The sequence below is a fragment of the Ruegeria atlantica genome (assembly GCF_013033965.1).
Classification (GTDB): Bacteria; Pseudomonadota; Alphaproteobacteria; order Rhodobacterales; family Rhodobacteraceae; genus Ruegeria; species Ruegeria atlantica_D.
In genome coordinates, this window is record NZ_WQFE01000003.1 from 259,737 (window position 1) to 283,907 (window position 24,171).

25 protein-coding genes are annotated in these 24,171 nt (G+C 56.6%); 13 read left to right on the top strand and 12 right to left on the bottom strand.

The annotated features are described in order from the left end of the window. Window positions 1-26: 26 nt before the first annotated feature. From GOW16_RS07580 to guaA, 7 genes are all read right to left on the bottom strand, one after another. The gene (locus tag GOW16_RS07580; RefSeq protein ID WP_170412671.1) at window positions 27-899 is read right to left on the bottom strand and encodes an ATPase; all 873 of its coding nucleotides are present in this window, start codon (window positions 897-899) and stop codon (window positions 27-29) included. 49 nt (window positions 900-948) lie between these two features. Further along, window positions 949-1,845: a DMT family transporter gene (locus GOW16_RS07585; RefSeq protein WP_170412674.1), complete on the bottom strand. Its 897-nt coding sequence runs from the start codon at window positions 1,843-1,845 to the stop codon at window positions 949-951. A gap of 100 nt (window positions 1,846-1,945) precedes the next feature. Beyond that, complete coding sequence (locus tag GOW16_RS07590; protein ID WP_170412677.1) at window positions 1,946-3,082, bottom strand: OmpP1/FadL family transporter; 1,137 nt, start codon at window positions 3,080-3,082, stop codon at window positions 1,946-1,948. Between the two features lie 122 nt (window positions 3,083-3,204). After that, the gene (locus GOW16_RS07595) at window positions 3,205-4,110 is read right to left on the bottom strand and encodes a DMT family transporter (protein WP_302478054.1); all 906 of its coding nucleotides are present in this window, start codon (window positions 4,108-4,110) and stop codon (window positions 3,205-3,207) included. Between the two features lie 92 nt (window positions 4,111-4,202). Further along, the gene (locus GOW16_RS07600; protein WP_170412684.1) at window positions 4,203-4,898 is read right to left on the bottom strand and encodes an FkbM family methyltransferase; all 696 of its coding nucleotides are present in this window, start codon (window positions 4,896-4,898) and stop codon (window positions 4,203-4,205) included. Between the two features lie 45 nt (window positions 4,899-4,943). Further along, window positions 4,944-5,654, bottom strand: a complete 711-nt coding sequence (locus GOW16_RS07605) for an SAM-dependent methyltransferase (RefSeq protein ID WP_170412687.1) — start codon at window positions 5,652-5,654, stop codon at window positions 4,944-4,946. Between the two features lie 66 nt (window positions 5,655-5,720). Beyond that, on the bottom strand, window positions 5,721-7,280 hold the full coding sequence (gene guaA / locus GOW16_RS07610; protein WP_170412690.1) for a glutamine-hydrolyzing GMP synthase: 1,560 nt from the start codon (window positions 7,278-7,280) through the stop codon (window positions 5,721-5,723). A gap of 91 nt (window positions 7,281-7,371) precedes the next feature. Here guaA and GOW16_RS07615 point away from each other — a divergent pair, with 91 nt between their 5' ends. Then, window positions 7,372-7,812 carry a GNAT family N-acetyltransferase gene (locus tag GOW16_RS07615; RefSeq protein ID WP_170412693.1) on the top strand — a complete coding sequence of 147 codons (441 nt, stop codon included), beginning with the start codon at window positions 7,372-7,374 and terminating at the stop codon, window positions 7,810-7,812. A 133-nt stretch (window positions 7,813-7,945) separates the two neighbouring features. Next, entirely contained in the window at window positions 7,946-9,490 is a 1,545-nt protein-coding gene (locus tag GOW16_RS07620) for a trimethylamine methyltransferase family protein (RefSeq protein WP_170412696.1), read from the top strand. Here GOW16_RS07620 and GOW16_RS07625 read toward each other — a convergent pair whose 3' ends face one another. Then, entirely contained in the window at window positions 9,491-9,790 is a 300-nt protein-coding gene (locus GOW16_RS07625) for a DUF6477 family protein (RefSeq protein ID WP_170412699.1), read from the bottom strand. Between the two features lie 240 nt (window positions 9,791-10,030). On the opposite strand from GOW16_RS07625, the gene GOW16_RS07630 reads away from it, so the two are divergent. Continuing rightward, on the top strand, window positions 10,031-11,140 hold the full coding sequence (locus GOW16_RS07630; RefSeq protein WP_170412702.1) for a DUF6456 domain-containing protein: 1,110 nt from the start codon (window positions 10,031-10,033) through the stop codon (window positions 11,138-11,140). Window positions 11,141-11,192: 52 nt separating this feature from the next. After that, window positions 11,193-12,116: a hydrogen peroxide-inducible genes activator gene (locus GOW16_RS07635; protein WP_170412705.1), complete on the top strand. Its 924-nt coding sequence runs from the start codon at window positions 11,193-11,195 to the stop codon at window positions 12,114-12,116. 48 nt (window positions 12,117-12,164) lie between these two features. Here the strand turns inward: GOW16_RS07635 and GOW16_RS07640 are convergent, their stop codons facing one another. Beyond that, the gene (locus GOW16_RS07640) at window positions 12,165-12,713 is read right to left on the bottom strand and encodes a peroxiredoxin (RefSeq protein WP_170412708.1); all 549 of its coding nucleotides are present in this window, start codon (window positions 12,711-12,713) and stop codon (window positions 12,165-12,167) included. A gap of 263 nt (window positions 12,714-12,976) precedes the next feature. Here GOW16_RS07640 and lipA point away from each other — a divergent pair, with 263 nt between their 5' ends. Beyond that, a complete protein-coding gene (gene lipA, locus GOW16_RS07645) occupies window positions 12,977-13,927 on the top strand; it encodes a lipoyl synthase (RefSeq protein WP_170412711.1) in 951 nt (316 codons plus the stop codon). Then, window positions 13,924-15,072, top strand: coding sequence for an amidohydrolase (locus GOW16_RS07650; RefSeq protein ID WP_170412715.1), 1,149 nt, complete (start codon window positions 13,924-13,926; stop codon window positions 15,070-15,072). Before lipA ends, GOW16_RS07650 begins: the two co-directional genes overlap by 4 nt. A 12-nt stretch (window positions 15,073-15,084) precedes the next feature. Here GOW16_RS07650 and hpt read toward each other — a convergent pair whose 3' ends face one another. Beyond that, window positions 15,085-15,627, bottom strand: coding sequence for a hypoxanthine phosphoribosyltransferase (hpt, locus tag GOW16_RS07655; protein ID WP_170412718.1), 543 nt, complete (start codon window positions 15,625-15,627; stop codon window positions 15,085-15,087). A 71-nt stretch (window positions 15,628-15,698) separates the two neighbouring features. Here hpt and GOW16_RS07660 point away from each other — a divergent pair, with 71 nt between their 5' ends. Both GOW16_RS07660 and GOW16_RS07665 read left to right on the top strand, forming a co-directional pair. After that, entirely contained in the window at window positions 15,699-16,145 is a 447-nt protein-coding gene (locus GOW16_RS07660; RefSeq protein WP_170413367.1) for a type II toxin-antitoxin system RatA family toxin, read from the top strand. Window positions 16,146-16,182: 37 nt separating this feature from the next. Beyond that, window positions 16,183-17,478, top strand: a complete 1,296-nt coding sequence (locus tag GOW16_RS07665; RefSeq protein ID WP_170412720.1) for an MmgE/PrpD family protein — start codon at window positions 16,183-16,185, stop codon at window positions 17,476-17,478. On the opposite strand, the gene pyrC is transcribed toward GOW16_RS07665, so the two are convergent. Beyond that, window positions 17,475-18,512: a dihydroorotase gene (gene pyrC, locus GOW16_RS07670; RefSeq protein WP_170412723.1), complete on the bottom strand. Its 1,038-nt coding sequence runs from the start codon at window positions 18,510-18,512 to the stop codon at window positions 17,475-17,477. The two genes, GOW16_RS07665 and pyrC, sit on opposite strands and share 4 nt — an antisense overlap. Window positions 18,513-18,666: 154 nt before the next feature. On the opposite strand from pyrC, the gene GOW16_RS07675 reads away from it, so the two are divergent. The 3 genes from GOW16_RS07675 (at window position 18,667) to GOW16_RS07685 (ending at window position 21,374) form a co-directional block, all read left to right on the top strand. Further along, window positions 18,667-19,575, top strand: a complete 909-nt coding sequence (locus GOW16_RS07675; RefSeq protein WP_170412725.1) for an AAA family ATPase — start codon at window positions 18,667-18,669, stop codon at window positions 19,573-19,575. Window positions 19,576-19,744: 169 nt separating this feature from the next. Further along, window positions 19,745-20,125 carry a hypothetical protein gene (locus tag GOW16_RS07680; RefSeq protein WP_170412728.1) on the top strand — a complete coding sequence of 127 codons (381 nt, stop codon included), beginning with the start codon at window positions 19,745-19,747 and terminating at the stop codon, window positions 20,123-20,125. Continuing rightward, entirely contained in the window at window positions 20,118-21,374 is a 1,257-nt protein-coding gene (locus tag GOW16_RS07685; RefSeq protein ID WP_170412730.1) for a vWA domain-containing protein, read from the top strand. Before GOW16_RS07680 ends, GOW16_RS07685 begins: the two co-directional genes overlap by 8 nt. Before the next feature lie 3 nt (window positions 21,375-21,377). Here GOW16_RS07685 and GOW16_RS07690 read toward each other — a convergent pair whose 3' ends face one another. Beyond that, a complete protein-coding gene (locus GOW16_RS07690; RefSeq protein WP_254429714.1) occupies window positions 21,378-21,878 on the bottom strand; it encodes a hypothetical protein in 501 nt (166 codons plus the stop codon). Window positions 21,879-22,120: 242 nt separating this feature from the next. Here GOW16_RS07690 and GOW16_RS07695 point away from each other — a divergent pair, with 242 nt between their 5' ends. Together GOW16_RS07695 and GOW16_RS07700 are read left to right on the top strand one after the other, a co-directional pair. Then, window positions 22,121-23,089, top strand: a complete 969-nt coding sequence (locus GOW16_RS07695; RefSeq protein WP_170412733.1) for an XdhC family protein — start codon at window positions 22,121-22,123, stop codon at window positions 23,087-23,089. Continuing rightward, on the top strand, window positions 23,086-24,087 hold the full coding sequence (locus tag GOW16_RS07700; protein WP_170412737.1) for a molybdopterin-binding protein: 1,002 nt from the start codon (window positions 23,086-23,088) through the stop codon (window positions 24,085-24,087). Before GOW16_RS07695 ends, GOW16_RS07700 begins: the two co-directional genes overlap by 4 nt. The last annotated feature ends 84 nt before the right edge of the window (window positions 24,088-24,171 follow it).

Here is a 24,171-nt window from a genome sequence, read left to right on the forward strand (position 1 = left end):
TTGGAGTTACTGTGTAGAGGCGGTAATTAAGCCCGGTTGGTCCGGGTCTCAAGGGTGCGTTCGATCAACTCATCGAAATCACCGGCGTCGCGGACCTTATGCATGTCGTCAGCGGTGACTGTGACACCCCAATTGTCCGCCATAGCCTGATAACGCGGCTGACGATGCGCCAGGGCACGCGCATAGGTCCAGCGTATGAATGCGTCGGGATCGACCGCCTCGGGTGCGTAGCCATTTTCTGCGAGGTATTCATCCCAGACTTTGGTAAGAAACTCTGGCTGGTAGGACATCGGCTTGGGTGCTTTGTCGAAACGGCGGATAAGTTCTGCGGTATGATCCTCATCGCCCTTGATCCAAATCATCAGGGTTTGCCGCGACAATTCGGACAGGACGTGATCTGCCGGGTCCTCGGGGTCAACCCATTCGCAGATCGATCCGCCGGTATCGCAAATGAAATTTGGGTATTGGTACAGACGCTTGGCCCGGTCAATGAAATACTCGGTGTCCAACAGAGAGTGGATTTCGGCCAGGCGGAACTGCTCCTGCCGGCGGCGATACTCTGTCAGTTCCAACCCGCCCAATTCCGGGTTTCCCGGTTTGCCCAGATACGTGGCGACCGGTGTCAGATTTTCGAATGAAATGTTCGAGCCGATATAGATCGAATCCGACAGAAGCAGGTCGCGCAGGAAGGGAACTTTCATCGCTTCGGCTTTGGCATTGTCGATGATGTATTCGCCCATATAGCGGGTACCGATACGGTAATCGATCGAGTAGTGAAACCAGTCGCCGGAATCGCGCAGCACGTTTGACACATAGGTCTTGCCCAGCCCCGACATGCCGAAGAACAGCACTTTTTTCCGGGCCGCTTCGCGCCAGTCCTTTGCCGAGCTGTAGATCATTGTCCGCTGTCCCTTTTTCTGACCTAGCTAAAACGGGCAGGGGGCGGCGTCAATCACGTGAGCGGGACCAGTTTAGAATCAATAGCCCGACTGCCAGCACTGCAAAGCCCAGAAAAGCCTGTGGCGGTAAGGCTTCGTCGCGCACCAGCGTGCCCAGAACGATGGCCACGGGCGGAATGACAAGTGTCACAAGCATCAGATTTCCGGCCCCTGCCATGGCGAGAACGCGGTAGTAGAGCAGATACGCCCCGGCCGTCGCGATCAAAGCGTAGTAGGCAATGGCCGCCCATGTAATCGCCGGCAGGTCCAAGACAGGAGGGCCGTCAACCATAAGCGATACAGGCAAAATCAGTAGTGTCGAACCGGTAAGCATGCCTGCAGCGGCGACGATGGGAGACAGACCTGACAGTTTGCTACGGCCCCAGGCACCGGCCAACGCGTAAGAAATGGTGCCCGCGATGATCGCCAGTTGAGCCGCGCTTTGAAGGTTGAAGGTCGCGAAGTTCTTTAGGCCAATTGCAATTGCAACGCCCAGAAAACCCAAGCCGACGCCCACGCCGCGTGCAAGGGTCAACCTCTCGTCTTTGAAAAACACTGCTGCGATCAGGACGCCGAAGACGGCAGTTGCAGCATTCAGGATCGAAGTCAGCCCAGTCTCAATGTAAAGCTGCCCCCACGCCATCAGCGAGAATGGGATGGCATTATTCAACAATCCCATCATCAGAAACGCACCCCAGACGCGCGGACTGGTCGGAACGCTCAGCTTTTTGACCCAAACTACGATCCAAAGCGCCAGCATTGCCCAGAAAACACGGTGAAGAACCGAGGTCATCACCGGAATCGTGTCCAGTGCGATGCGGATCGAGATAAAAGAGGCGCCCCAAATGACGCCCAAAAGTGCCAGTTCAGCCCAAGCCCTTGGAGAGAGATGTTTTTGAGGTTCCATAGCCCGTTCTTACACTCGCCAAGGCATTGTTCGACCCGAAACTTGCGCAAAGAAAAACCCCGCCGAAAGGGCGGGGTCTAGTTGATTTCTCTAGAGGCGTTTAGTTCAGAGCGTAAGTGATTTGGAACCCAACGCTCCAAGCGCTGTTGCCTGAGAAGTCTGCGGTTTGACCAAATCCGCCGTCAGCAGTTGCGTCACCGATGTCTGTATAGCGGACACCGCCCGAAATTTTGGCTTTTTCGAGCGAGTAAGTCCCGCCAAGACCGATACTCCAGAAACCGTCCGTTGGGCCAAGATTGGTAACAGGTTCGCCTTCATCGGTTTCGTAGCCAAGGGTCACAGCACCAGAGAACTGTTCCGAAAACTGATAGCCGAGACCAAGAGTATATGTGTAAGTGGCGTTATCGTAGTCAACCAAAGCAGTGGTTGGCGGGTAGTTTGGTGGATTGTAAACCAACTGCGGCCAATCAACCCAACGGATCGAGCCAAACAAGAGTGTTTTGGGTGCAATACCGGTTTGGAAATCCAGGTTTACGGACTGAGGTGTTTCAATTTCGCTGCTCGTTTCAACGGTGCCGATCAACGTACCACTTTCTGTCTGCGAAAGGTCGTGCGAGATCTTAGAGTTGTAGGTCAATGCGACACGCGCGGCGATTTCAGGTTTTTCCCACGCAACGCCAACAACATATCCGAATGCTGTATCTGCATCTGTATCGACAGAATATCCAAGAGCAGCTGGAACATCTACGTTTGCCTTTACGCGTTGAGCGCGCAAGCCAGCAATCGCGCTGAATCCATTGTCGAATTTGTAACGAAACAATGCCGTAATCGCGTCAGTATCTGCTTTTGCGCGCAGCGAACCGACGGTAGTTGGCGACACTGGGTTGATCGAAAGCGGATAGCTTGACGCATACGCAATGTCTGCACCAAAAGGTTGGTCGTACATAATCGCAAAGTCGATTTTCTCGGTCAGTGACGTCTTGTAACCAAGATGCGGCGTGAAGAAGTCGTTGGTCACGTTCCCAGAGTCTACAACTTGTCCCCTTGTCGGACTGGCAGGGTTCGCGTCTAGCAGAGAGCCACTAACACTTGGGTTAGTGTAGCCCAGCCGGAACTGTACAACTGATCCTTCTTCGAAAATTAAGTTGATGCCCTGACCACTGCGATCAAGACCGCCCGCATAAGCTCCGGTCGCGCCAACGCATACCGCGCACGCCTGTAGAAGCGCTTTTTTCATTAGTTCCTCCCTCTAGGTCTCCTGAAGGTCGGTGCAAATGAATTTTGTGGTGCGGACCGACCTGCATTGTGGTGCTCGATACTTTCTTAAGGTTTACTTTATCGTCAACACGTGACCATGCGTTACTTGTGTTGAGTGTCCTGCCGAAGTGTTGCCAAACTGTTACGATTCTCGGCGTGAACGTTCATAAATATACCGCAGAAGATCACCGCAGCCCCCAGCAAGGTCCAGTGGTCCAACGGCTCGTGATACAAAACCATGCCGACGACGGCGATTGTCGGCAGACGCGCAAAGTCAAACGGCACCACCACGGTTGCCGGGGCGATAGCAAGTGCGTTTGTGATGCAGTAATGCGCCAGCAACCCGGCCAGTCCCACCAACAACAGAAACGGAGCGGTGTTTGCGGAGGGCAGGGTGATTTGGCCATCGATGCCGGATGCGATCAGCCCTAGTGCGGCTTGCATAACTGTCAGCCAGAACATGATACATCCGATGCTGGCAATACGCGTGAGGGACTTCGTCGATATTGTTGTTAAGGCAAAGAAAACAGCGGACAAGGCAGCGGTCAAAACACCCGCGCTGAGCGGCACGGCACCGGGGCGGGCAACCAGTAAGATCCCTGCAAAACCAATCAGCGCGGACATCATACGCACAGTTGTCAGGCGTTCATTCAACAAGAGCGGAGACAGCAGGATGACCCATATCGGTTGGGTGAATTCCAGCGCAAACACCTGTGCTAATGGGATGACGCTGACTGCATAAAACCAAAGGTTTTGCCCTGTGAAATGCAGTACGTTGCGAACCCCATGCAACCCGATCCGATTGGTCGAGACCTGGTGCCATTTTTGCGTCAGCGTCAGGATCAGGGCGACCACGCAGATTCCAACAAGGCTGCGGTAAAACATGATCTCGAACGTGTCGTGTGTCACGCTCAGTTCACGGCCAGCGATCGCCATAGCCGAAAATGACGCAATTGCGCCCGTCATCCAGAGCGCGGCTTTGAAAATATTGCTGGGCGAGCGCGTCAACGCGGTACAGGCTCAACACAACCGGGCGTCAGGGCCAACCACTGGCCTGACTCGTGCAGTTTCAGCGATAAAGGCAAGAGCATGGATTGAGCCTATCGGTTGTTGCGGAAAAGATAATCATGCTCGGTCAGAGCAGTTTCCAATTTGTAATCGACGGTGCCCAGAAATCCCTGCAGCCGATCCAGGTTCCGGCACTCGATCAACATAAAATCAAAGCGAAACCGGTCGTGATCAACCCCTTTGAGTACATTGAGTTCCGCCCCTTCGACATCCAGAGACAGCAAGTTTATCCTATCGGGGGCCTGAGCCTCGATGAGAATTTCATTGAGCGGGCGCGCGACCGCACCGAACGAGAAACTGACCTCGGTTTCTTTCATGTGCAACTGGGCATTTCTTAAATGCTCGTTTCGATCCGCAAGGTCCAGGTCCTGTCCGACGCTGACGCTCATTAGGTTTGCGTAAACCATCTCAATCAGACGATCGGGAAATCCGAATTCGACGCAGGCATTGCAAAAAACCTTGCTCCGGCTTCCGCGTCTTGAAAAACATTTTAGGAAGTTATGCGGCGCTGGTTCGATCAGGACGCCCCGCCACCCCCGCTCTTTTTCGAAATGATAGGTATTGGATTGCGTAACGCCGTCATTGGCACCGAGTTCCACAAAGAAACCGTTGTTGAAATCCAGATAGGGCTCAAGCTTTTGATCCAGAGCGTTCAGCCCATAGTATCTGGTCTTTTGAGGGTTGAGCCGCTTTGAAACCGAATTTCTGAACCTGTTGAGTATTTTCAAAACGCTCATCCTATCACGTGTCGTCGGCACCACATCCGTGGTGTCCTAACTGTCGTCCGCGCTCACAACACCAAGCCCGCCTATAGGGGCCAATGGTTTCTTCCTGGGTAGTTGCCGCGATGGATTGAGATAGACAGATGTGGTCCATGTATAGGAATTGATCGGGCCAAAGCCGTTAAAATCGCATCTGTTCCAGCCTAAGGCCTCGTCCAGCAAGGTGATGCAGTCCGGGTGCCTGTCCGAATTGTCGAACACGATCATAATCGGGTCGATCCGTTTCTGTTGAAACTGTTCCCGGACAAACCTGGCGCAGGCGTTGCGATAGCGTCCATCGATGACGATGACATCAGCATTTCGTATCTCATCGCGTTGAACGTATTGCGTTTCTTCCTGCTCGAAGAAGTAGGTGAAATGCGGCCTGTCGGCGAGTGAGGCAGAAATCTTGTCGAACCAGCCTTTATCATTTTCGACCGATGCAACCTCTGCACCCGCATTCAGATAGAAGATCGAAGAGTTCCCGCTGCCATATTCCAGAACGCGAACGCCATTCAGGTCGAAACCGTCCAGATATTCGATGGCCGGATATGTGTACCAGGGGATCTCACGGCCTTCACCATCGCGGCAATCCCAGTTTTCTATGGAATTGTACTGGCCATAGGTCTCACCCAGAATCCGATAGGTCTTTACCTGCTCCAGTGACGCTTTTGACGCACGTTTCAGGACCTTTCGCAATAACCAGAAATGGGTGTTCGTCATGAATGGCCTCTCGCGGATGAATGTGGAAAAAGAGATTCTAAGCGCACAAATGACACAATCTGACGTCTATTCCCACTCAATCGTGCCCGGAGGTTTCGAGGTGATGTCATAGGTGCAGCGATTGATTCCCTTGACCTCGTTGATGATTCGCGTGGCCGTTTCGCCCAGGAATTCGTGGCTGAACGGGTAGTAATCTGCCGTCATGCCGTCCACCGATGTCACCGCGCGCAAGGCGCAAGCATAATCATATGTGCGCCCGTCGCCCATGACACCGACGGTACGCACCGGCAGGATCGCAACAAAAGCTTGCCAGATGTCATCATAAAGGCCGTGCTTGCGGATCTGGTCGATGTAGACCGCGTCGGCCTCGCGCAGGATGTCCAGCTTTTCGCGGGTGATCTCACCGGGGCAGCGAATCGCCAGACCGGGACCGGGGAAGGGGTGACGGCCAATGAAGCTCTGCGGCAGGCCCAGTTCACGACCCAGCGCGCGGACCTCGTCCTTGAACAGCTCGCGTAGGGGTTCGACCAGTTTCAGACCCATCTTTTCCGGCAGGCCACCGACGTTGTGGTGCGACTTGATCGTGACCGAGGGGCCGCCCGAGAAGGACACCGATTCAATGACGTCCGGATACAGTGTGCCTTGCGCCAGGAATTCGGCTCCGTCGATTGTGTCGGCGTGTTTTTGGAACACGTCGATGAACAGCTTGCCGATGATCTTGCGCTTGGTTTCGGGGTCACTTTGACCTTCCAGCTCACCCAGGAACAGATCGCTTTCATCTGCATGGATCAGTTGGATGTTGTAGTTGTCGCGGAACATGCCGACGACTTCTTCGGCCTCGTTCTTGCGCAGCAGTCCGTGGTCAACGAAGACACAGGTCAACTGATCGCCGATCGCCTCATGGATCAGGATCGCCGCGACCGAGCTGTCGACACCGCCCGACAGACCGCAGATCACTTTCTTGTCGCCGACCAGCTCACGGATCTTTTCGATCATCTGTTCGCGATAGGCACCCATCGTCCAATCACCCTTGAAACCGGCGAGTTTGATGAAGTTCTCATACAGCTTCGCGCCTTTGGGGGTGTGGTGCACCTCGGGGTGGAACTGAACCGCATAGAAGTGACGCGTGCTGTCTGCCGTAATCGCGAAAGGCGCATTGGGAGAGGTGCCAAAGACGTCAAACCCGGGCGCGATTTCGCTGACGTGGTCGCCGTGGCTCATCCAGACCTGCTCGTCGCCATCCGCAAACCAACCATCCAGAATATCCAGCTTTGCCTGCGGGGTAACAAATGCACGCCCAAACTCTGCCGTGCCGTGCCCGCTTTCAACCTTACCGCCCAGTTGATGCATCATCACTTGCTGGCCGTAGCAGATACCCAGGATCGGCACGCCGTATTCAAAAATCTCTTGCGGTGCTCGTGGCGACCCCTCGCGCGTCACGCTGTCCGGACCGCCCGAGAATATCACGGCTTTGGGGGCCATTTCCCGAACGAAGTCCATCGTGACGTTCTGATAGGGGTGGATTTCGCAATAGACATTCAGCTCGCGCAGGCGGCGGGCAATAAGCTGCGTAACCTGGCTGCCGAAGTCGATGATCAGAAGGCGGTCATGGGTGTCTTGGGTCATGGTTGGCTATTAGGTTGCAAGCCTTGCATGTGCAAGCGCTATGACGTCATTTGTGCAATTGTGCTTCAGGATTAAACAGAAAGGCCGCGAGATGTCCGAGATCGAGTTTCGCCGCGCGGGTGCCGCTGACACCGAAGCCGTCACTGATTGCATTGCGGCGGCCTATGCAAATGCGATGCGCGATATTCCTGATCTGCCCGACGTCACGGACGGGGTTGGTGACGATATCACGGCGCATCAGGCTTGGGTTGCCACGATGGATGAGGGCATCGTCGGGTTCATTGTTTTTGACCAGGTTGATTCTGCGATGATGATCTTCAATCTCGCCGTATCGCCAAAGGCACAAGGGGCAGGGCTGGCGAGGCGGTTGATCGAAATAGCGGAACAGGAAGCCAAGGATTCGGGCGTCACAATCCTCAGGCTGCGAACGCATAAAATGATGCAGAGGACAGTGTCCATGTACCTGCATTTGAGCTGGGTCGAGAAAGAGATGAGTGGGAACACAATTCTGATGGAGAAAGAACTTTCCTGACGGGGGCAATTGTCTGACGGTTTTGGTTCCTTCGGATGTCGCTTTTCCCCCTATAGCGCCGTTAATTAGATGCTGTGCATCAAATGCTTCCTGTAACAAACTGACCAAACCAACCAATAGACGGGATCTTCTCATGGCAGAGGCAAACACCCGGCGTCGGGCAAGAGGTGGCGGTGGCGCCGCCCGCCGGGCCGAACGCACCGCGGTACGCATCGAAACCGCGAAGTATATCGAACGGAATATTCCGAACTTCGAGGTTCTCAACGAAGAAGCGTTGGAAATCATCGAAACCAATGCAGAAACCATTCTGGCCGAAGTCGGCGTGAACTTTGTCGACAACCCAGAAGCGTTGAAGCGCTGGAAAGATGTCGGTGCCGATGTGGACGGTGAACGTGTGCGCATTCCGCGTGGTCTGGCGCGTCAGCTGATCAAAACTGCCCCCAGCGAGTTCACTCAGCACGCGCGCAACCCTGAGAAATCGGTTGTCATCGGCGGTCGCAATCTGGTTCTGGCCCCGGTTTATGGCCCTCCGTTTGTACGCGACGCACAAGGTGGCCGTCGCTACGCGACCATGGACGATTTCAACAAGTTCGTAAAACTGGCCTATATGTCCAAGTGGCTGCACCACTCGGGCGGAACCGTGTGCGAACCCACGGACGTTCCGGTGAACAAGCGTCACCTGGATATGCTGATGGCGCACATGACTTTGTCCGACAAGCCGTTCATGGGTTCGGTTACCGATCCCAGCCGCGCGCAGGATTCGGTCGAAATGTGCGAGATTCTGTTCGGCAAAGAGTTCGTGCAGAACAATACGGTGATGACCTCGCTAACCAACATCAACTCGCCGATGACCTTCGACGATGTGATGATGGGATCGCTTGAAGTTTATGCAGCCAACAATCAGGCCTGCATCATCTCGCCCTTTATCGTTGGCGGTGCGATGGCACCGGTATCGGTCGCCGGTACGCTGACGCAGGTTCTAGCCGAAGTGATGGCCGGTGTTGCATACAGTCAGATCATTCGTCCGGGTGCACCTGCGATCTTTGGCGCCTTCGTGTCGTCGATCGACATGAACTCAGGCGCGCCGACCTTCGGTACCCCCGAGGCGTCAATGGTCACCTATGGTGCGGGTCAGCTTGCGCGGCGTCTGAACTTGCCGTTCCGCTCGGCCGGGTCGTTCTGCGGTTCGAAATTGCCGGACGCTCAGGCGGCCTACGAAACGGCAAACTCGCTGAATATGGGGCTGATGGCTGGCGTGAACTTCATGCTGCACTCGTGCGGCTGGCTCGAAGGTGGTCTGGTTGCTGACTTCGAAAAGTTCGTCATGGATGCCGACCAGTTGGGTGTTCTGCACGGTCTGGCCAAAGGCGTGGCCTATGACGAGAATGCACAGGCGATGGATGCGATCCGCGAGGTTGGTCCGGGAGGCCACTACCTGGGCTGCGCCCATACGCAGGCGAATTTCAAAGACGCGTTCTGGAAATCCGAGGTTTTGGACTACAAGCCATTCGAGACCTGGGAAGACGAAGGCGGCCGCGACACGCGCCAACTGGCGACCGCGCGGGTCGAGCATTTGCTGGCCAACTACCAGCAGCCGCAACTCGACCCAGCAATCAACGCCGCACTGAACGAATACGTGGCGGAAAAGAAAGCATCCATGCCGGATGCCTTCACCTGATCACTGATACTGCGTGGCGCGGCTGGCCTTGAACAGTTGCGCCTCGCCCAACAGCGCGATCAACAGGTCCAAGTGACGGACCAGCGAATAGGCGGCGTCTTCGGCCAGCCTTTGCGCGTTAACCTCTCGTTCCATTTCTAACAGACGAACCAGTGCGGACCCTGTGCCGGGCAGTGATCCGTATCCCAAAACGCGCTGCAGGTGACGATCCCGATCATAGTCCTGAGCCCCGAATTTTGCGGCCCGGGCCAACAGGCGTGGGCGGCGGAGCGTTGTAATCATGGTCATCAAGTCCTGCATATCGGTGTTCCCTTGGTTGAACAGAAGATAGCCCTTTGTCACACAACCTAAGCGAGTGTTGCCTTGCGTGGGCTCCCCCCGAACTCTGACTTCATGAGTGTTTATGATTTTGAATCAAATCTGGTGCTTGCCTCTGTTGGTTAACGAACGAGTAACGAAAGCGGCTCTAGTTAGGATTGGTTAACAAATTCATCGGGGGCGATTGAGAACAGATTGTTTTGTCGACGAGGGCAAGTAACTATGCAAGAAAACATGGCTTTCACCATTCCGGCGTGGGTTCCCGAAGGGGCGCAAAGGTATTTGGCACATACCGAAACCGGTCAATCAATCCGCGACATTGCGCGGTCTGTGGGGTGCCATGCGTCAACTATACTCAGACAGATCCGACGCATTGAAATGCGTCGGGACGACCCGTTGGTAGACGCCGCGCTGCAAGCGCTGGCAGAAGTCCATTTCTCGGATCAAAAGGATCGAACAGGGTCCTTGAACGAGGCATTGGGGGCACAGGCCCACGATACGGCGACCAAGGACGAAGAATTCAACCGCGAGGCGCTTCGAATACTTCGCCGCCTATGTGAAACCGGCGCGGTTTTGGCCGTAGCGGAAGAGATGGACAAGGCCGTAGTCGTCCGCGACACCGGCGACGGTGGGACCACAAGAACTGCTGTTGTCGATTGCACGATTGCGCAGGCACTGGCTCTGAATGATTGGATTTCCTGCGACAATCCCGGACGTATATCCCGTTACCGCATCTCGTCATCCGGGCGGTCGGCGCTAAGCCAGCTGATTGCCGAGGCCGAGAACAAAGCCCGCGCCAGAAACGAATTCGGCATGGCCGAAGCACAAACTCCATTTCAATCGCAGTGCGGACACAACCAGAGCGGCGCACCGAACCGCGCCAGACGTATCCGGTACAGCGCAGCCGAAAGCCCGCTGATCGCGTTGGCGCGCAGACGGGACCGGGATGGCAAATCCTTTCTGGATGAAACCCTTGTCAGCGCTGGTGAACGTTTGCGTGAGGATTTTGAACTGGCACAGATCGGACCGCAGGTTGCGCAAAACTGGGATCACTTTCTAACAGCCGGAGGGCGGGGAAGTTTCGGCAATGGTGCCAGTGCCGGACAAGGATCGTCAGATGCGCGTGCTCGGGTCGAACGTGCCCTGTCGGATCTTGGACCGGGGTTGAGCGATGTGGCGCTGCGGTGTTGCTGCTATCTGGAAGGGCTGGAAATGGCTGAAAAACGCATGGGTTGGTCGGCGCGATCCGGGAAGATCGTGCTTCGCATCGCCCTGCAACGCTTAAAGCGTCATTACGAAGATCAGGCAGAAAAAACGCGGCTGATCGGGTAGAATGGTCATAATTCAAGGTTGAGGTTTCGGAGGGTAGTGATAGGAATTGCCTATGAATTTTACCCTCAGACAACTTCAGTATTTCAGCGCGGTGGCGGATCAGCGCAATTTTGGCCGTGCGGCGCAGGTCTGCCATGTCTCACAACCTGCGCTGTCAGTTCAGATCAAAGCATTGGAAGAAACCATGGGCGGACCGCTGTTCGAACGTCAGGCCCGGGATATTCTGTTGACGCCGTTGGGGCGCGATGTTCTGGACTATGCGCGCCAGGTTCTGGGAGCGGCGGACAGACTGGACCAGTTCGCAAGGGATCATTCCGTTGGGCATCGGTCTTTGGCGATCGGGATCATTCCGACGATTGCACCTTATCTTTTACCCGGAGTGCTTGCTGGGCTGCGTACTGCAGACGTCTCGCTAAGGGTACAGATCCGCGAGGCTCGGACCGAGCGCTTGCTGGCCATGTTGCGGGCAGGGGAAATCGATGCCGGAGTGATGGCGTTGCCAGCCGGTGGCAGCGAATTGTTCGAACTGCCGCTGTTCGAGGATCGCTTTCTGCTTGCCGGCAGCGCCGGGCGGCTTGGGACTGTGCGCTCGGACCCTGACGCTTTGCGTCCGGTGGACTTACAAACTGCACAACTAATGTTACTGGATGACGGGCATTGTCTGACGGATCAGGCGCTTGAGGTTTGTGGTCAGGACAGAAGTAGCGGACTGATCAATATGGGGGCGTCTTCGCTGGCGACCCTGTCGCGACTGGTCGCCGAAGGTTTCGGATTGACGCTTATGCCTGAATTGGCTGCGCGCGCGGAAACCGATGCCGTGCCAGAACTCAAGCTCATGCGTTTTGGGGCACCGCAGCCTGCGCGAACGGTGGGGTTGGTTCGGCGCCTTTCGACAGGGCACGAAGATTGGTTCAACAGTTTGGGCGTTGTCATTCGCCGCGTCGGGGAAGAAATCGTGACTGCGACCCGTCACTAAAAAAGGCCCGCCAGAGGCGAGCCTTTTAAAGTTTAAGCCAGTTGAGACTTAGGCCAGCGCCGGCTCTTTGGCTTCGTCCAGATGTTTCATCAGGGCCTCGGGCGACGAAACACCATAGGGGTCTTCGGGGCAGTTATCCATCAGGCCAGGCTCTTCGAACCACGCTTCGACCACACCGTCGTTAACGATGGCGGCATAGCGCCAAGAGCGCATTCCGAAGCCCAGATTGTCCTTGTCGACCAGCATACCCATTTTGCGCGTGAACTCGGCCGAGCCGTCCGGAATGACCTTGACGTTTTTCAGACCCTGATCCTGTGCCCATTTGTTCATGACAAAGCTGTCATTCACCGACATGCAGTAAATTTCATCGATGCCTTTGGCGGTGAAATCGGCATAACCGTTTTCAAAACCGGGCAGTTGATAGGTCGAGCATGTAGGTGTGAAAGCGCCAGGAAGCGAGAACAGGATGACGCGCTTGCCTGCAAAGTAATCTGCAGTGGTCTTATCTTCCCAACGGAACGGGTTGGATCCTTCGATTGCTTCATCGCGGACGCGGGTGTGGAAGGTAACGGAAGGCAGTTTTGCGCCGGTTTTCATCTACGGGCTCCTGTGATTCACATTTGAATTAGAGGTGACTTAAAACAGTTCTAAACTGTCTTCAACGTCAGAAATGCCGCATTTGCAATGTGTCTTTAAGTGTCCGTAAAAAATTGGTATTTCTTTCTTTAGCATCTAAATCTTGGCGCTGTTTCTGCGGATGCGAACCAGCCTTGCATGGCGGGTATGCCCGGGTAGCATAGTACCTGAAGGCATACTATGTTAGGGCAAAGCAAATTGACCCAAAGTCAGGAAAGCCAGCCGTGCGCGATCTGAAGATCCCAGAACAACGTCATCCCGAAAAAGCGCATCGCCCGGACAATGCGCAGCCCAAAAAGCCCAAGTGGATACGCGTCAAGGCACCTGGCGGTAAGGGCTATGCGGAAACGCACAAGATCATGCGCGAGAATAATCTCGTTACCGTCTGCGAAGAGGCAGGATGTCCGAATGTCGGCGAGTGTTGGAGCCAGGGTCACGCCACCATGATGATCATGGGCGAGATCTGCACACGCGGCTGCACTTTTTGCAATATCGCCACCGGGCGGCCCGATGATCTGGACGCGTTCGAACCCGGTCGCGTTGCGCACGCGGTGCAAAAACTGGGTTTGAACCACGTTGTGATCACCTCCGTAGACCGCGACGATCTGAAGGACGGCGGGGCCGACCATTTCGCGCAGACAATTCGTGCAGTCCGACACCGGTCGCCAAAGACGACGATCGAAATCCTGACACCCGATTTTCTGAAATGTGACCCGTCTGTCCTTGAAACAGTGGTCGAAGCCAAGCCGGACGTATTCAATCACAATCTGGAAACAGTGCCGGGCCTCTACCCCGAAGTGCGCCCCGGAGCGCGCTATTTTCACAGCTTGCGGCTGTTGCAGAAAGTGAAAGAATTGGACCCGTCAATCTTTACTAAATCCGGTATCATGGTCGGCTTGGGTGAGAATGAACAAGAAGTACGGCAGGTCATGGATGACATGCGTGCCGCCGATATCGACTTTCTGACCATCGGCCAGTACCTGCAGCCGACGCCCAAACACCACGGTGTGGACCGTTTCGTAACGCCCGAAGAGTTCGCCTCTTACGAAAAGGCGGCTTACGGCAAAGGGTTCCTGATGGTGTCTGCAACACCGCTGACCCGGTCGTCGTATCACGCAGGGGATGACTTTGCCCGGTTGCGAGAGGCGCGGCAGAAAAAGCTGGGGCAAGGGTGAACCTGGAAACGCTCACTCGGCTGACACGCCTGCGCCACGACCTGCACCAATATCCGGAACTTTCCGGGCAGGAACGTGAAACCGCTGCCCGAGTGGCGCAATTGCTGCAGGGATACAGTGCCGATCAAGTGCTGACCGGGTTGGGGGGGCACGGAGTCGCGGCGGTTTTTGACAGCGGACAAGCCGGTCCGACCGTGGGTATCCGGTGCGAGCTGGACGGGTTGCCGATCCAGGAACTCAGCACACAGCCCCATGTTTCGAAAATTCCCGGCAAGGGGCATCTTTGCGGGCATGATGGACACATGGCGATGGCACTTGGCGTTGCCGAAGATTTGGCGCGCCAGCGACCGACAAAAGGCCGCGTGGTTCTGATCTTTCAACCGGCTGAGGAAACCGGGCAGGGTGCCATTGCCTTTCGCGCGGATCCCCAATTTGCCCAGATCGCACCGGACTACGTGTTCTCTCTGCACAACCTACCGGGATTGGAGCTCGGGGCGGTTGAGTTGTGTCAGGGGGCGGCCAATTGCGCCTCGCGCGGGATGAAGATCGCGTTGAGCGGTAAGACGTCACACGCGGCTGCGCCTCAGGATGGGATTTCCCCGGCTCGTGCAATGTCTGAATTGATGTCGAAACTGGCGGGCTTGGGCGTGGGCGGCGCGTTGGATACCGATTTCGCACTGACAACTGTGACGCATGCCCAATTGGGAGAGCCGACCTTCGGCGTCGCTCCGGGTCAGTCCGAGATCTGGGTGACCCTGCGCACCGTCTCAGATGCCCGAATGCAAACTCTGATGACCGAAGCCGAAGCGCTGGCACAGGATGCCGCGTCCGCCGACCGTTTGAGGGTTGAGATTACCTATGACGATGTCTTCGAGGCCTGCGTCAATCACGGTGATGCCGTGACTGCCATCGCAAAGGCATGTGCCTCTCGAGGTGTGAAGTTCAACTTGACGGAGACGCCACAAAAGTTCTCGGAAGATTTCGGGCAATTTGGCAAAGGTGCAAAGGCGTCCATGTTCTGGTTGGGCGCGGGGCGCGGTCACCCGCAATTGCATAACCCCGACTATGATTTCCCGGACGCTCTGATACCCATCGGAACCGGTATCTTTCTGTCAGCCATCCAGCAGGTTTTGCGAGACAATTAGGACTGGACCGGCTCAATCCTCGACAAATCGAACCTTGCCGATGAACGGCAAGTTGCGATTGCGTTGTGCATAGTCGATCCCGTAACCAACGACAAACTCGTCAGGGATTTCAAACCCGATCCAGTCCGAGCGGAAATCGACTTCGCGCCGGCTGGGCTTGTCCAGCAGGGCGATGGATTTCAGGCGGCTTGGCTTGCGGCTGAGCAGCAGTTTCGTGACGTGGTTCAGCGTGTGACCAGTGTCGACGATATCCTCGACCACCAGAACGTCCCGGCCTTCAATCGCGCCCCGCAAGTCCTTGAGAATGCGCACTTCCCGGCTGCTTTCCATCGAATCGCCGTAAGAGGATGCCTCCAGGAAATCCACCTCGATCGGCAGGTCCAGCTCACGCACCAGGTCTGCGATGAAAACAAAGCTGCCGCGTAGCAGACCGACCACAACCAGCTTGTCCGTTCCCCCAAATTCAGCGGTGATTTCCCGGCATAACTCCTCGATCCGCGCGGCAATCGCCTTGGCTGAGATCATCGTATCTATCACATATGCGCGGTCGCTCATCGCTGCCCCCTTGATCTTTGGCGCGCAACATACGACATGACGCGCCATTGTCACCTGAAAAACCGGACGCCATGCCAACACATTCGGAAACACGTCACCTTCCTTACACTGCACAGCAGATGTACGAGCTGGTCGCGGATGTGGCCAAGTATCCCGAGTTTCTGCCTTGGTGCGCTGCTGCCCGCATTCGGCGGACCTATGCGGCGGGTGAGGCACAGGTGATGGAGGCGGATCTGGTGATCTCGTTCAAGGTGTTTCGCGAACGGTTCGGCAGTCGGGTGACCCTGTTTGCCGATCAAAAACGGATCGACACCGAATATCTGGATGGCCCATTCAAATACATGAAATCAGACTGGCAGTTCTCGGACGCGGACGGCGGTGGATGCAACATCTCATTCCATGTGGATTTCGAATTCAAGAACGCCATCCTACAGGGCATTATCGGTGTGGTCTTCAACGAGGCCATGCATCGGATTGTTCAGGCATTTGAGACCCGCGCCAAGGACCTTTACAGCTAAGCCTTTACCCCGGGTTGGCGGTTGTTAGACTGCGCCCATGACCGATTTTACCGCATCTTTGGCAGCCTTCGCGGCGGGGCCCATCACGACGACCTTGCAGACGCGGGTTGTGACATCTCTTTCTGTTTTGGACTGGATTGCCGTAGGGCGCGCCGGCGATGAGGAACCCGTATCCCAAACCGTGCGGAACCTTGTGCTTGGCGAACAAGGCGCGGAACAGGCACACTTGTTTGGCGGAGGCGCCGCCCCCTTGCGCGGAGCCGCATTGGTGAACGGAACCGTGTCACATGCCCTAGACTACGACGATACGCATTTCGCCCATATCGGTCATCCATCGGTTGCCGTTTTGCCAGCAGCGCTGGCCGCAAGCGAATGGGATGACCGAATACTGGTCGATTTTCTGGAGGCGGCGCTGGTCGGGATGGAGACGTCCATTCGGATCGGTCTCTGGCTGGGGCGGGATCACTATCAGGCGGGCTTTCACCAGACGGCCACCTCTGGCGCATTTGGCGCAGCCGTGGCTGCTGGTCGCATTCTGCGGTTTGACGTTGAGCAGATGCAAAGGGTTCTGGGTCTGACCGCGACTCGCGCGGCCGGTCTAAAGGCCCAATTCGGGACGATGGGTAAACCGTACAACGCGGGTTTGGCGTCGTCAGCCGGAGTTGAGGCTGCTTTGTTGGTGGCATCGGGATTCGATCCCAATTCCGACGCGCTGGAAGGGCCTTACGGGTTTGGCGCGACCCACAACGGACAGTCAGACATTGCGGCCTCGCTGGATGGGCTGGGCGAGGAATGGCTGTTTGAAAGCGTCAGTCACAAGTTTCACGCTTGTTGCCATGGATTGCACGCGGCGCTTGAGGCGGCACGCGATCTGGATATTGCCGAACCCGAAGTGGCCGAGATCAAAATCAAGACGCATCCAAGGTGGATGAGCGTTTGCAACCAGACATCCCCGACAACTGGCCTTGGCGCCAAATTCTCGTATCGGACGGTAATCGCGATGCAGGCGCTTGGGTATGATACGGCCTTGCCGAACAGCTATTCGGACAAAATATGCGCCGACCCACGGCTAGTATCCTTGCGGGATCGAATCTCTGTCGAAGCGGATGACAGTTTGTCGGAAACGCAGGCGCATCTGACCTTGTTGCGCCGGGATGGGGCGAGGCGCGAGGCCACCCATGATCTTTTGGCCCCAATGCCTCTGTCAGACCGTGAGGATCGAGTACGCGGCAAGGCCAACAAGCTGATTGGGGCAGAGGACGCGAACGCGATCTGGTCGATGTTGCGCACCGGCGGTCGCGCCCGCGATCTGTGTAAGTTCCTAACGGGCTAAGCCACGCGCCAGTGCAACGGGAAGCCTGGTTCAAAAACCGTAACCGGACCATCGTCCGAGTCGATCTTGTCCGGGTACTCTACTGGTTCGCCCTTGGTCAGGGTAATCGTTTCCTCGTTCACCGGAAGGCGATAGAAGGCCGGGCCGTTCAGCGAAACAAAGCCTTCCAGTTTGTCCAGAGCCCGCTCGCGGTCGAACATCTCGGCCACCAGTGACATCGTATTGGTCGCGGTGAAACACCCGGCGCACCCGCAAGCCATTTCCTTGTTGGCGTCGGTATGCGGTGCGCTGTCGGTACCTAGGAAGTACCGTGCATCGCCCGAAGTTGCAGCAGCCAGCAGCGCAAGCCGGTGTTCTTCGCGCTTGGCGACGGGCAGGCAGTAGTAATGCGGCTTGATTCCACCCACGAGGATATGGTTGCGGTTGATAATCAGGTGATGCGCTGTGATCGTCGCGCCCAGATCCTTGTCATTGGATTTGACATAATCGACACCGTTCGCGGTCGTTATGTGCTCCATAACCACGCGCAGTCCGGGAGTGGCCTTGCGGATCGGATCAAGAACGCGGTCGATGAACACAGCTTCGCGGTCGAAGATGTCGATCTCGGCGTCGGTGACCTCACCATGTACGCACAAGGGCAGGCCGATCTCGGCCATCTTTTCCAGCACCGGACGCACTTTGTCGAAGTCCTGCACGCCCGAGGCAGAGTTGGTTGTTGCGCCCGCCGGGTACAGTTTGACCGCTTTGACCAAACCGCTGGCATGGGCTGCTGCCATATCATCGGGGTCCGTATCCTCGGTCAGGTACAGGGTCATCAACGGCTCGAACGTCATACCTTTGGGCAGCGCGGTCAATATGCGGTCGCGATAGGCAGCGGCCTGATCGCTGCGTACGACGGGCGGTACAAGGTTCGGCATGATGATCGCGCGGGCAAAATGACGCGCGGTTTCGGGCAGGACGGCCTGCAACATTGCGCCATCGCGCAGGTGCAGATGCCAGTCGTCGGGGCGGCGGATCGTGAGGGTATCGGTCATGGCCTTCCGCTAGCACAGCGGACCCGGCGGTGAAAGGCCCTCAATTTGGAAGCAACCCTTGTCAACTTGTCCGATCGTCGTAAGTCCCCGAAAGAACACGGTCTTGACGCGCGCGGGCGGGCGTGACCTGTTGTGGCAAGGGAGAGACCAGAACATGACGCAGCCAGATTCCATCGATGCCGTTCAATCCATGCTGGGTGCGCAGGGCTATGTCTGCGGGCGTGCGCTGGCTACGGTGGTGTTCTTGTCCCTTAAACTGGGTCGACCGCTGTTCTTGGAAGGTGAGGCTGGGGTTGGAAAGACCGAGATCGCCAAAGCCCTTGCCGCCGGTCTGAATCGCCGCCTGATCCGTCTGCAGTGTTACGAAGGTCTGGATGCCTCTTCCGCTGTATACGAATGGAATTTTCCAGCGCAGATGGTTGCAATTCGCACGGCCGAAGCATCGGGTGGGGCGGACCGGGGCGCGCTGCAATCCGAGCTGTTCTCGGACGAGTATCTGATCGAACGCCCATTGCTCCAGGCGATGCGCCCAGATGAACATGGCGCGCCGGTCCTGCTGATCGATGAGTTGGACCGCACGGATGAACCATTCGAGGCCTTCCTGCTTGAGGCGCTCAGCGACTTTCAGGTGACCATCCCCGAATTGGGCACCGTGAAAGCGCCGGAACCGCCCATCGTCATCGTCACGTCGAACCGAACGCGCGAGGTGCATGATGCCCTCAAACGGCGTTGTCTGTATCACTGGGTCGACTACCCCGATTTTGACCGCGAGATTGAGATCTTGCACGCCCGCGCGCCGGAAGCCGCCGAAGCGCTGAGCCGCGAGGTCGTAGCCTTTGTTCAGCATTTGCGCACTGAGGATCTGTTCAAGAAACCCGGTGTGGCCGAAACGATCGACTGGGCCAAATGCCTGCTTGCGCTGGATGTGATCAACCTCAGTCCTGAGGTTATCGGGGACACTCTGGGTGCGATCCTTAAATACCAGGACGACATCCAGAAACTGCAGGGGTCCGAGGCGAAACGGATACTGGATGAGGCTAAAGCAGAATTGGAGCCCGTCTGATCCAATGCCTGTCGCACCTGTTGTTCATATCGGCGGCTGGCCTGGCGTTGGAAAAATGACGATTGGACGGGTTCTGGCAGAGCGTTTGGGTGGGCGCTTGATCCACAATCACCTGATGCTAGACGCGACGCGTGCAATTTATGCGCGCAACACGCCTGAGAGTGTTGCAATGCGTGAAGAGGTGCGTGACCTCATTCTCAGTCACGCCCGCAAGCTACCCAAAGAGGTACCCATTGTTTTTACGGACGCTTTAGCGGATGAACCGGCTGCGGTTCCTTTGTTCCAACCAACACTTGATTTTGCGAAAGACCGCAACGCGCCTTTGCATCTTTTTGTGTTGGACGCCTCGCTTCAAGAAAACCAAAGACGGCTGCAAGATCCGGCGCGTATTGGTGGGGACAAACTGACAGATGTCGGCATTCTCAAGACCATTCGGCATTCAGAAAAGTTGTTCATTCCCGAGGCAGCAGTGGTCTTGGATGTAACAAATATGACGGCGCAGGCTGCAGCGGCGGTCATTTTCCAACATTTGGAGCAGCCGCGTGGCTGAACAACTTGACCTTGATATCCCCGACGACCCAAAGCTGGCGCAAAACATCACCCATTTTGCGCGGGCTCTGCGCAAAGCCGGGCTACCGATCGGGACTGGCCGAGTGGTAGATGCCATACGTGCCGTTCGGGCGGCAGGTTTCACGCAAAAACAAGACTTTTACTGGACGCTGCATGCCTGTTTCGTGAACCGTCCAGAGCACCGGACCGTGTTCGCGCAGGTCTTTCGACTGTATTGGCGTGATCCCCGGTATTTGGAACACATGATGTCGATGATGCTGCCCGCCATTCGTGGTGTGCAGGAAGAACGCAAGGCGGATGCGGCCGAAAAGCGAGCTGCTGAGGCGTTGCTGGACGGGGTTGAACGTGATCTGCCCGAGGTGGCGGAGCAGAAGGAAGAGACTGAACTCGAAATAGACGCCTCACAAACCGCATCGTCCGAGGAACGGCTACGCAGCCTGGATTTCGAACAGATGAGCACCGCCGAGATCGCGCAGGCCAAGCGCATGTTGTCCCGTCTTGCTTTGCCGGTGAAGCCGATAGAATCTCGGCGCGGTCAGGCCAGCCATCTAGGGCACCGTATCGACCGGGCGCGGACCCTGCGCGCTTCGATGCGTCAGGGAGGGGAGCTGCGAGATATCGCCAAGCTCAAACCCAAACCCCGATGGCCCAATCTTGTTGTACTCTGCGATATCTCGGGGTCGATGAGCCAGTACAGCCGGATCGTTCTGCATTTCCTGCATGCTGTGTCGAACGACAAAGGGGCGGGTTGGGCCAAGGTTCATGCGTTCACCTTCGGGACGCGCCTGACGAACATCACCCGTCATTTGCAGCAACGTGATGTAGATGCCGCCTTGGCCGCCGCCGGGGCGGAGGCGCAGGATTGGGAAGGTGGTACGCGGATTGGCGAATGCCTGCATGCGTTCAACCGCGACTGGTCGCGGCGCGTCTTGGGGCAGGGTGCAGTGGTCCTATTGATCTCGGATGGGCTGGATCGTGGAGACCCCGAAGCACTGGGGAATGAGATGGAACGGCTGCACCTGTCCGCGCGCCGTCTGATCTGGCTGAACCCGTTGCTGCGCTGGGATGGCTTTGCGCCAAAGGCGCAGGGTGTAGCGGCCATGTTGCCTCATGTAGACAGTTTCCGCGCCGGGCATTCGATTGCGTCGCTGGAAGATCTGGCCGTCGTCATCTCAAAACCCGATGACGTAGGTGAGAAAGCGCGGTTGATGACCGCACTTTCCGCTTGAATATCAGCTTAGCTGTTCTTCGTTGCACTTGCGCGCCATTTCCATGGCTTTGTAAGTGCCGGTCAGGTCAACAGTAAAGGCAAATTCCTTTTCCGGAAATACAACCATGACCTTCTGCTTGGCGAGGTCGTCTGCGAATTGGGGATCGTCAGACAGGACGTAGCCACCGGAATACCCCTTGGTGATGTTGCCCTTCATTCCGGTCGCTTCGCCAACATAAATGTTGTCACCCAAAAGGATCGCCACGGCTTCTTTCTCGCCACGCTTGATATCGGTCTTGGCTTTGGTGAAAACACCGACATAGCCAACGCCGCGATCTTCGGTCAGGCCCATTTGAACGACGTTTTCAGCGTCATCAACAGCTTCTATCAGGCAGGATTTCTTGTCTTCGTCTACGAAGACCTTCCAACCTTCGACTTCGCCATAACGCAGGAATGTGTCTGCGGATGCAACGCTTGCGGTGAACAGGCCAAGTGCCATTCCGAGTGTAATAATGCGTTTCAACTCTCTGTCTCCGTTGTGAAAAATATATATGCGCATACTGGAATGCAGCAGCAACGCGTGTAGGCTAGAATCTGGGTCCAGTGCAATCAATGATTTGTGGGCTGGGTGACAATCTGGGCTTGTATATGCCGATGTCCACCCGAGGGTCAAAGACGGACGCTGCAGCCGGCATTCGCCTTAAGGCTTACTTTTCATTGCGCCAAACCTGCCTATGTTGGATCAGAACACGCCGGGAGGGTGCAATGGACAGATTCGACAACAGCCCAGAGACGGCCCTGAAATGGCATGACGAAGGTCTCCTAACCGCTCTGGCCACGGTGGTTGAAACCTGGGGCAGCGCGCCGCGCCGCGTAGGCGCTCAGCTGGTGATTGCAGCGGACGGCCGGATCGAGGGGTCGGTGTCCGGAGGTTGTGTCGAAGGTGCGGTCATTGTCGAGGCGCTTGAGGCGATGGACGAGGGCGAGGCCCGATTGCTGGAATTTGGTGTCAGCGACGAAGACGCCTTTGCTGTGGGGCTTGCCTGCGGGGGGACGATCCGCGTTTTGGTGGAACCTATTGGTTCGGTCCTGCCTGAATCCATGTTGCGCGATTTGGTCAAAGCTCGGGCACAACGAGAACCGGTGGCTTATGAAGTAAATACAGAAACCGGTCACAGGGCTTTGCGTCGCAATGCCTACCCGGATCGACTGCGTATGGACCGGTCCGGGTTTGAAGAGGATGGGCAGACCTTCGTTGCTGTCCATAACCCTCCGCTGCGTTTGATAATTGTGGGCGCGGTTCACATTGCTCAGGCCTTGGTCCCGATGGCCCGGATCGCCGGATATGATCCGGCCATCATCGACCCGCGCGACGCCTTTGCTTCCGGCGCCCGTTTTCCGGGCGAAACCATTTTGGCCGATTGGCCGGACGAGGCGGTGGCCAAGCTGGGCATGGACTCGCGAACGGCAATTGTCTTGCTGACACATGACCCAAAACTGGACGACCCAGCCCTGGAAGCCGCGTTGAAGGCCAACGTGTTCTATATCGGAGCGCTGGGGTCTACGCGGACCCACGCCAAGCGCGTCGCGCGGATGAAAGAGTCGGGCTTTTCCGACGAACAGATTGCTCAGATCCATGGGCCGATCGGATTGGATATTGGCGCGGCTGATCCGTCTGAAATTGCCGTGGCGATTCTGGCGCAGATGACAGCCGTGCTGCGGGGCAAAGCGTGAAGTTCGGCCCTGTTCCCGTAGCCCAGGCCACCGGCGCGATCCTGGCCCATTCTGTTCAGGTTCAGGACAACAAGCTGCGCAAGGGGCTGTTGTTGACTGCCGAACATTGCGGTCAACTTACCGCAGCCGGGTATGACGAAGTGACCGTTGCACAGCTTGAGCCCGGAGATTGCCACGAGGACGAGGCGGCGGAAATGCTGGCCGCAGCGCTTGCGCCTAATCCGCAGGCGGCAGGATTGCGAGTAACACAACCGTTTACAGGGCGGGTGAATTTGCTGGCTGGCGGACCGGGTGTTGTCGAATTGGATGTCGGGGCGTTGCACGCGTTCAACTGCGTCAATCCGATGATCACGGTTGCGACGGTGCCGCAATATCAACAGATGGGCGCGGGCGGGATGGTCGCCACGATCAAGGTGATTTCCTACGCCGTTCCAAAAGGTGATGTCGAGCAAGCAGCGGGGCTGGCCAAAGCGTCGATCCGCCTGACAACGCCGATTCACAAAACGGCAGGCCTGATTGTTACGGATATTCCGGGCGGTCCCCCCAACGACAAAGGCATCGCCGCCATTCGTGGCCGGGTCGAAGCCCTTGGTATGGACCTTGGCGATGTGCGGATAGTTCCACACAAAGCCGAACCGCTGTCGCAGGCTGTTTCAGAGGCTGCCGGTGACATTGTGATGATCCTGACCGGCTCTGCCACCTCTGATGTTTTTGACGTCGCACCTCAGGCCGTTCGTGCCGCAGGCGGTCAGGTGGACAGGTTTGGCATGCCCGTCGATCCCGGTAATCTGCTGTTTCTGGGAACGTTAGGTTCAAGGCCGGTGATAGGACTGCCCGGATGCGCCCGTTCCCCGGCATTGAACGGAGCGGACTGGGTCCTGTCGCGCGTTGCGTGCGGGGTCGAAACAACCGGCGCAGACATTGCGGGGATGGGTGTTGGCGGATTGTTGAAAGAAATCCCCACACGACCGCAACCAAGAGCTTCGCGCAAAAGATGATGTGGCGGAAATTGGCCGTTCTTCTTAGGCCGCCGAGATAGAAAAGACGACCCCTACGAACGTCGGATATTGGCGCTAAATATT

What these genes read in the sequence shown, in the direction of transcription:
- GOW16_RS07580 (WP_170412671.1), bottom strand. Translation starts at nt 899, where the DNA reads ATGATCTACAGCTCGGCAAAGGACTGGCGCGAAGCGGCCCGGAAAAAA.
- GOW16_RS07585 (WP_170412674.1), bottom strand. Translation starts at nt 1,845, where the DNA reads ATGGAACCTCAAAAACATCTCTCTCCAAGGGCTTGGGCTGAACTGGCA.
- GOW16_RS07590 (WP_170412677.1), bottom strand. Translation starts at nt 3,082, where the DNA reads ATGAAAAAAGCGCTTCTACAGGCGTGCGCGGTATGCGTTGGCGCGACC.
- GOW16_RS07605 (WP_170412687.1), bottom strand. Translation starts at nt 5,654, where the DNA reads ATGACGAACACCCATTTCTGGTTATTGCGAAAGGTCCTGAAACGTGCG.
- guaA (WP_170412690.1), bottom strand. Translation starts at nt 7,280, where the DNA reads ATGACCCAAGACACCCATGACCGCCTTCTGATCATCGACTTCGGCAGC.
- GOW16_RS07615 (WP_170412693.1), top strand. Translation starts at nt 7,372, where the DNA reads ATGTCCGAGATCGAGTTTCGCCGCGCGGGTGCCGCTGACACCGAAGCC.
- GOW16_RS07620 (WP_170412696.1), top strand. Translation starts at nt 7,946, where the DNA reads ATGGCAGAGGCAAACACCCGGCGTCGGGCAAGAGGTGGCGGTGGCGCC.
- GOW16_RS07625 (WP_170412699.1), bottom strand. Translation starts at nt 9,790, where the DNA reads ATGCAGGACTTGATGACCATGATTACAACGCTCCGCCGCCCACGCCTG.
- GOW16_RS07630 (WP_170412702.1), top strand. Translation starts at nt 10,031, where the DNA reads ATGCAAGAAAACATGGCTTTCACCATTCCGGCGTGGGTTCCCGAAGGG.
- GOW16_RS07635 (WP_170412705.1), top strand. Translation starts at nt 11,193, where the DNA reads ATGAATTTTACCCTCAGACAACTTCAGTATTTCAGCGCGGTGGCGGAT.
- GOW16_RS07640 (WP_170412708.1), bottom strand. Translation starts at nt 12,713, where the DNA reads ATGAAAACCGGCGCAAAACTGCCTTCCGTTACCTTCCACACCCGCGTC.
- hpt (WP_170412718.1), bottom strand. Translation starts at nt 15,627, where the DNA reads ATGAGCGACCGCGCATATGTGATAGATACGATGATCTCAGCCAAGGCG.
- GOW16_RS07660 (WP_170413367.1), top strand. Translation starts at nt 15,699, where the DNA reads ATGCCAACACATTCGGAAACACGTCACCTTCCTTACACTGCACAGCAG.
- GOW16_RS07665 (WP_170412720.1), top strand. Translation starts at nt 16,183, where the DNA reads ATGACCGATTTTACCGCATCTTTGGCAGCCTTCGCGGCGGGGCCCATC.
- pyrC (WP_170412723.1), bottom strand. Translation starts at nt 18,512, where the DNA reads ATGACCGATACCCTCACGATCCGCCGCCCCGACGACTGGCATCTGCAC.
- GOW16_RS07675 (WP_170412725.1), top strand. Translation starts at nt 18,667, where the DNA reads ATGACGCAGCCAGATTCCATCGATGCCGTTCAATCCATGCTGGGTGCG.
- GOW16_RS07680 (WP_170412728.1), top strand. Translation starts at nt 19,745, where the DNA reads ATGCGTGAAGAGGTGCGTGACCTCATTCTCAGTCACGCCCGCAAGCTA.
- GOW16_RS07695 (WP_170412733.1), top strand. Translation starts at nt 22,121, where the DNA reads ATGGACAGATTCGACAACAGCCCAGAGACGGCCCTGAAATGGCATGAC.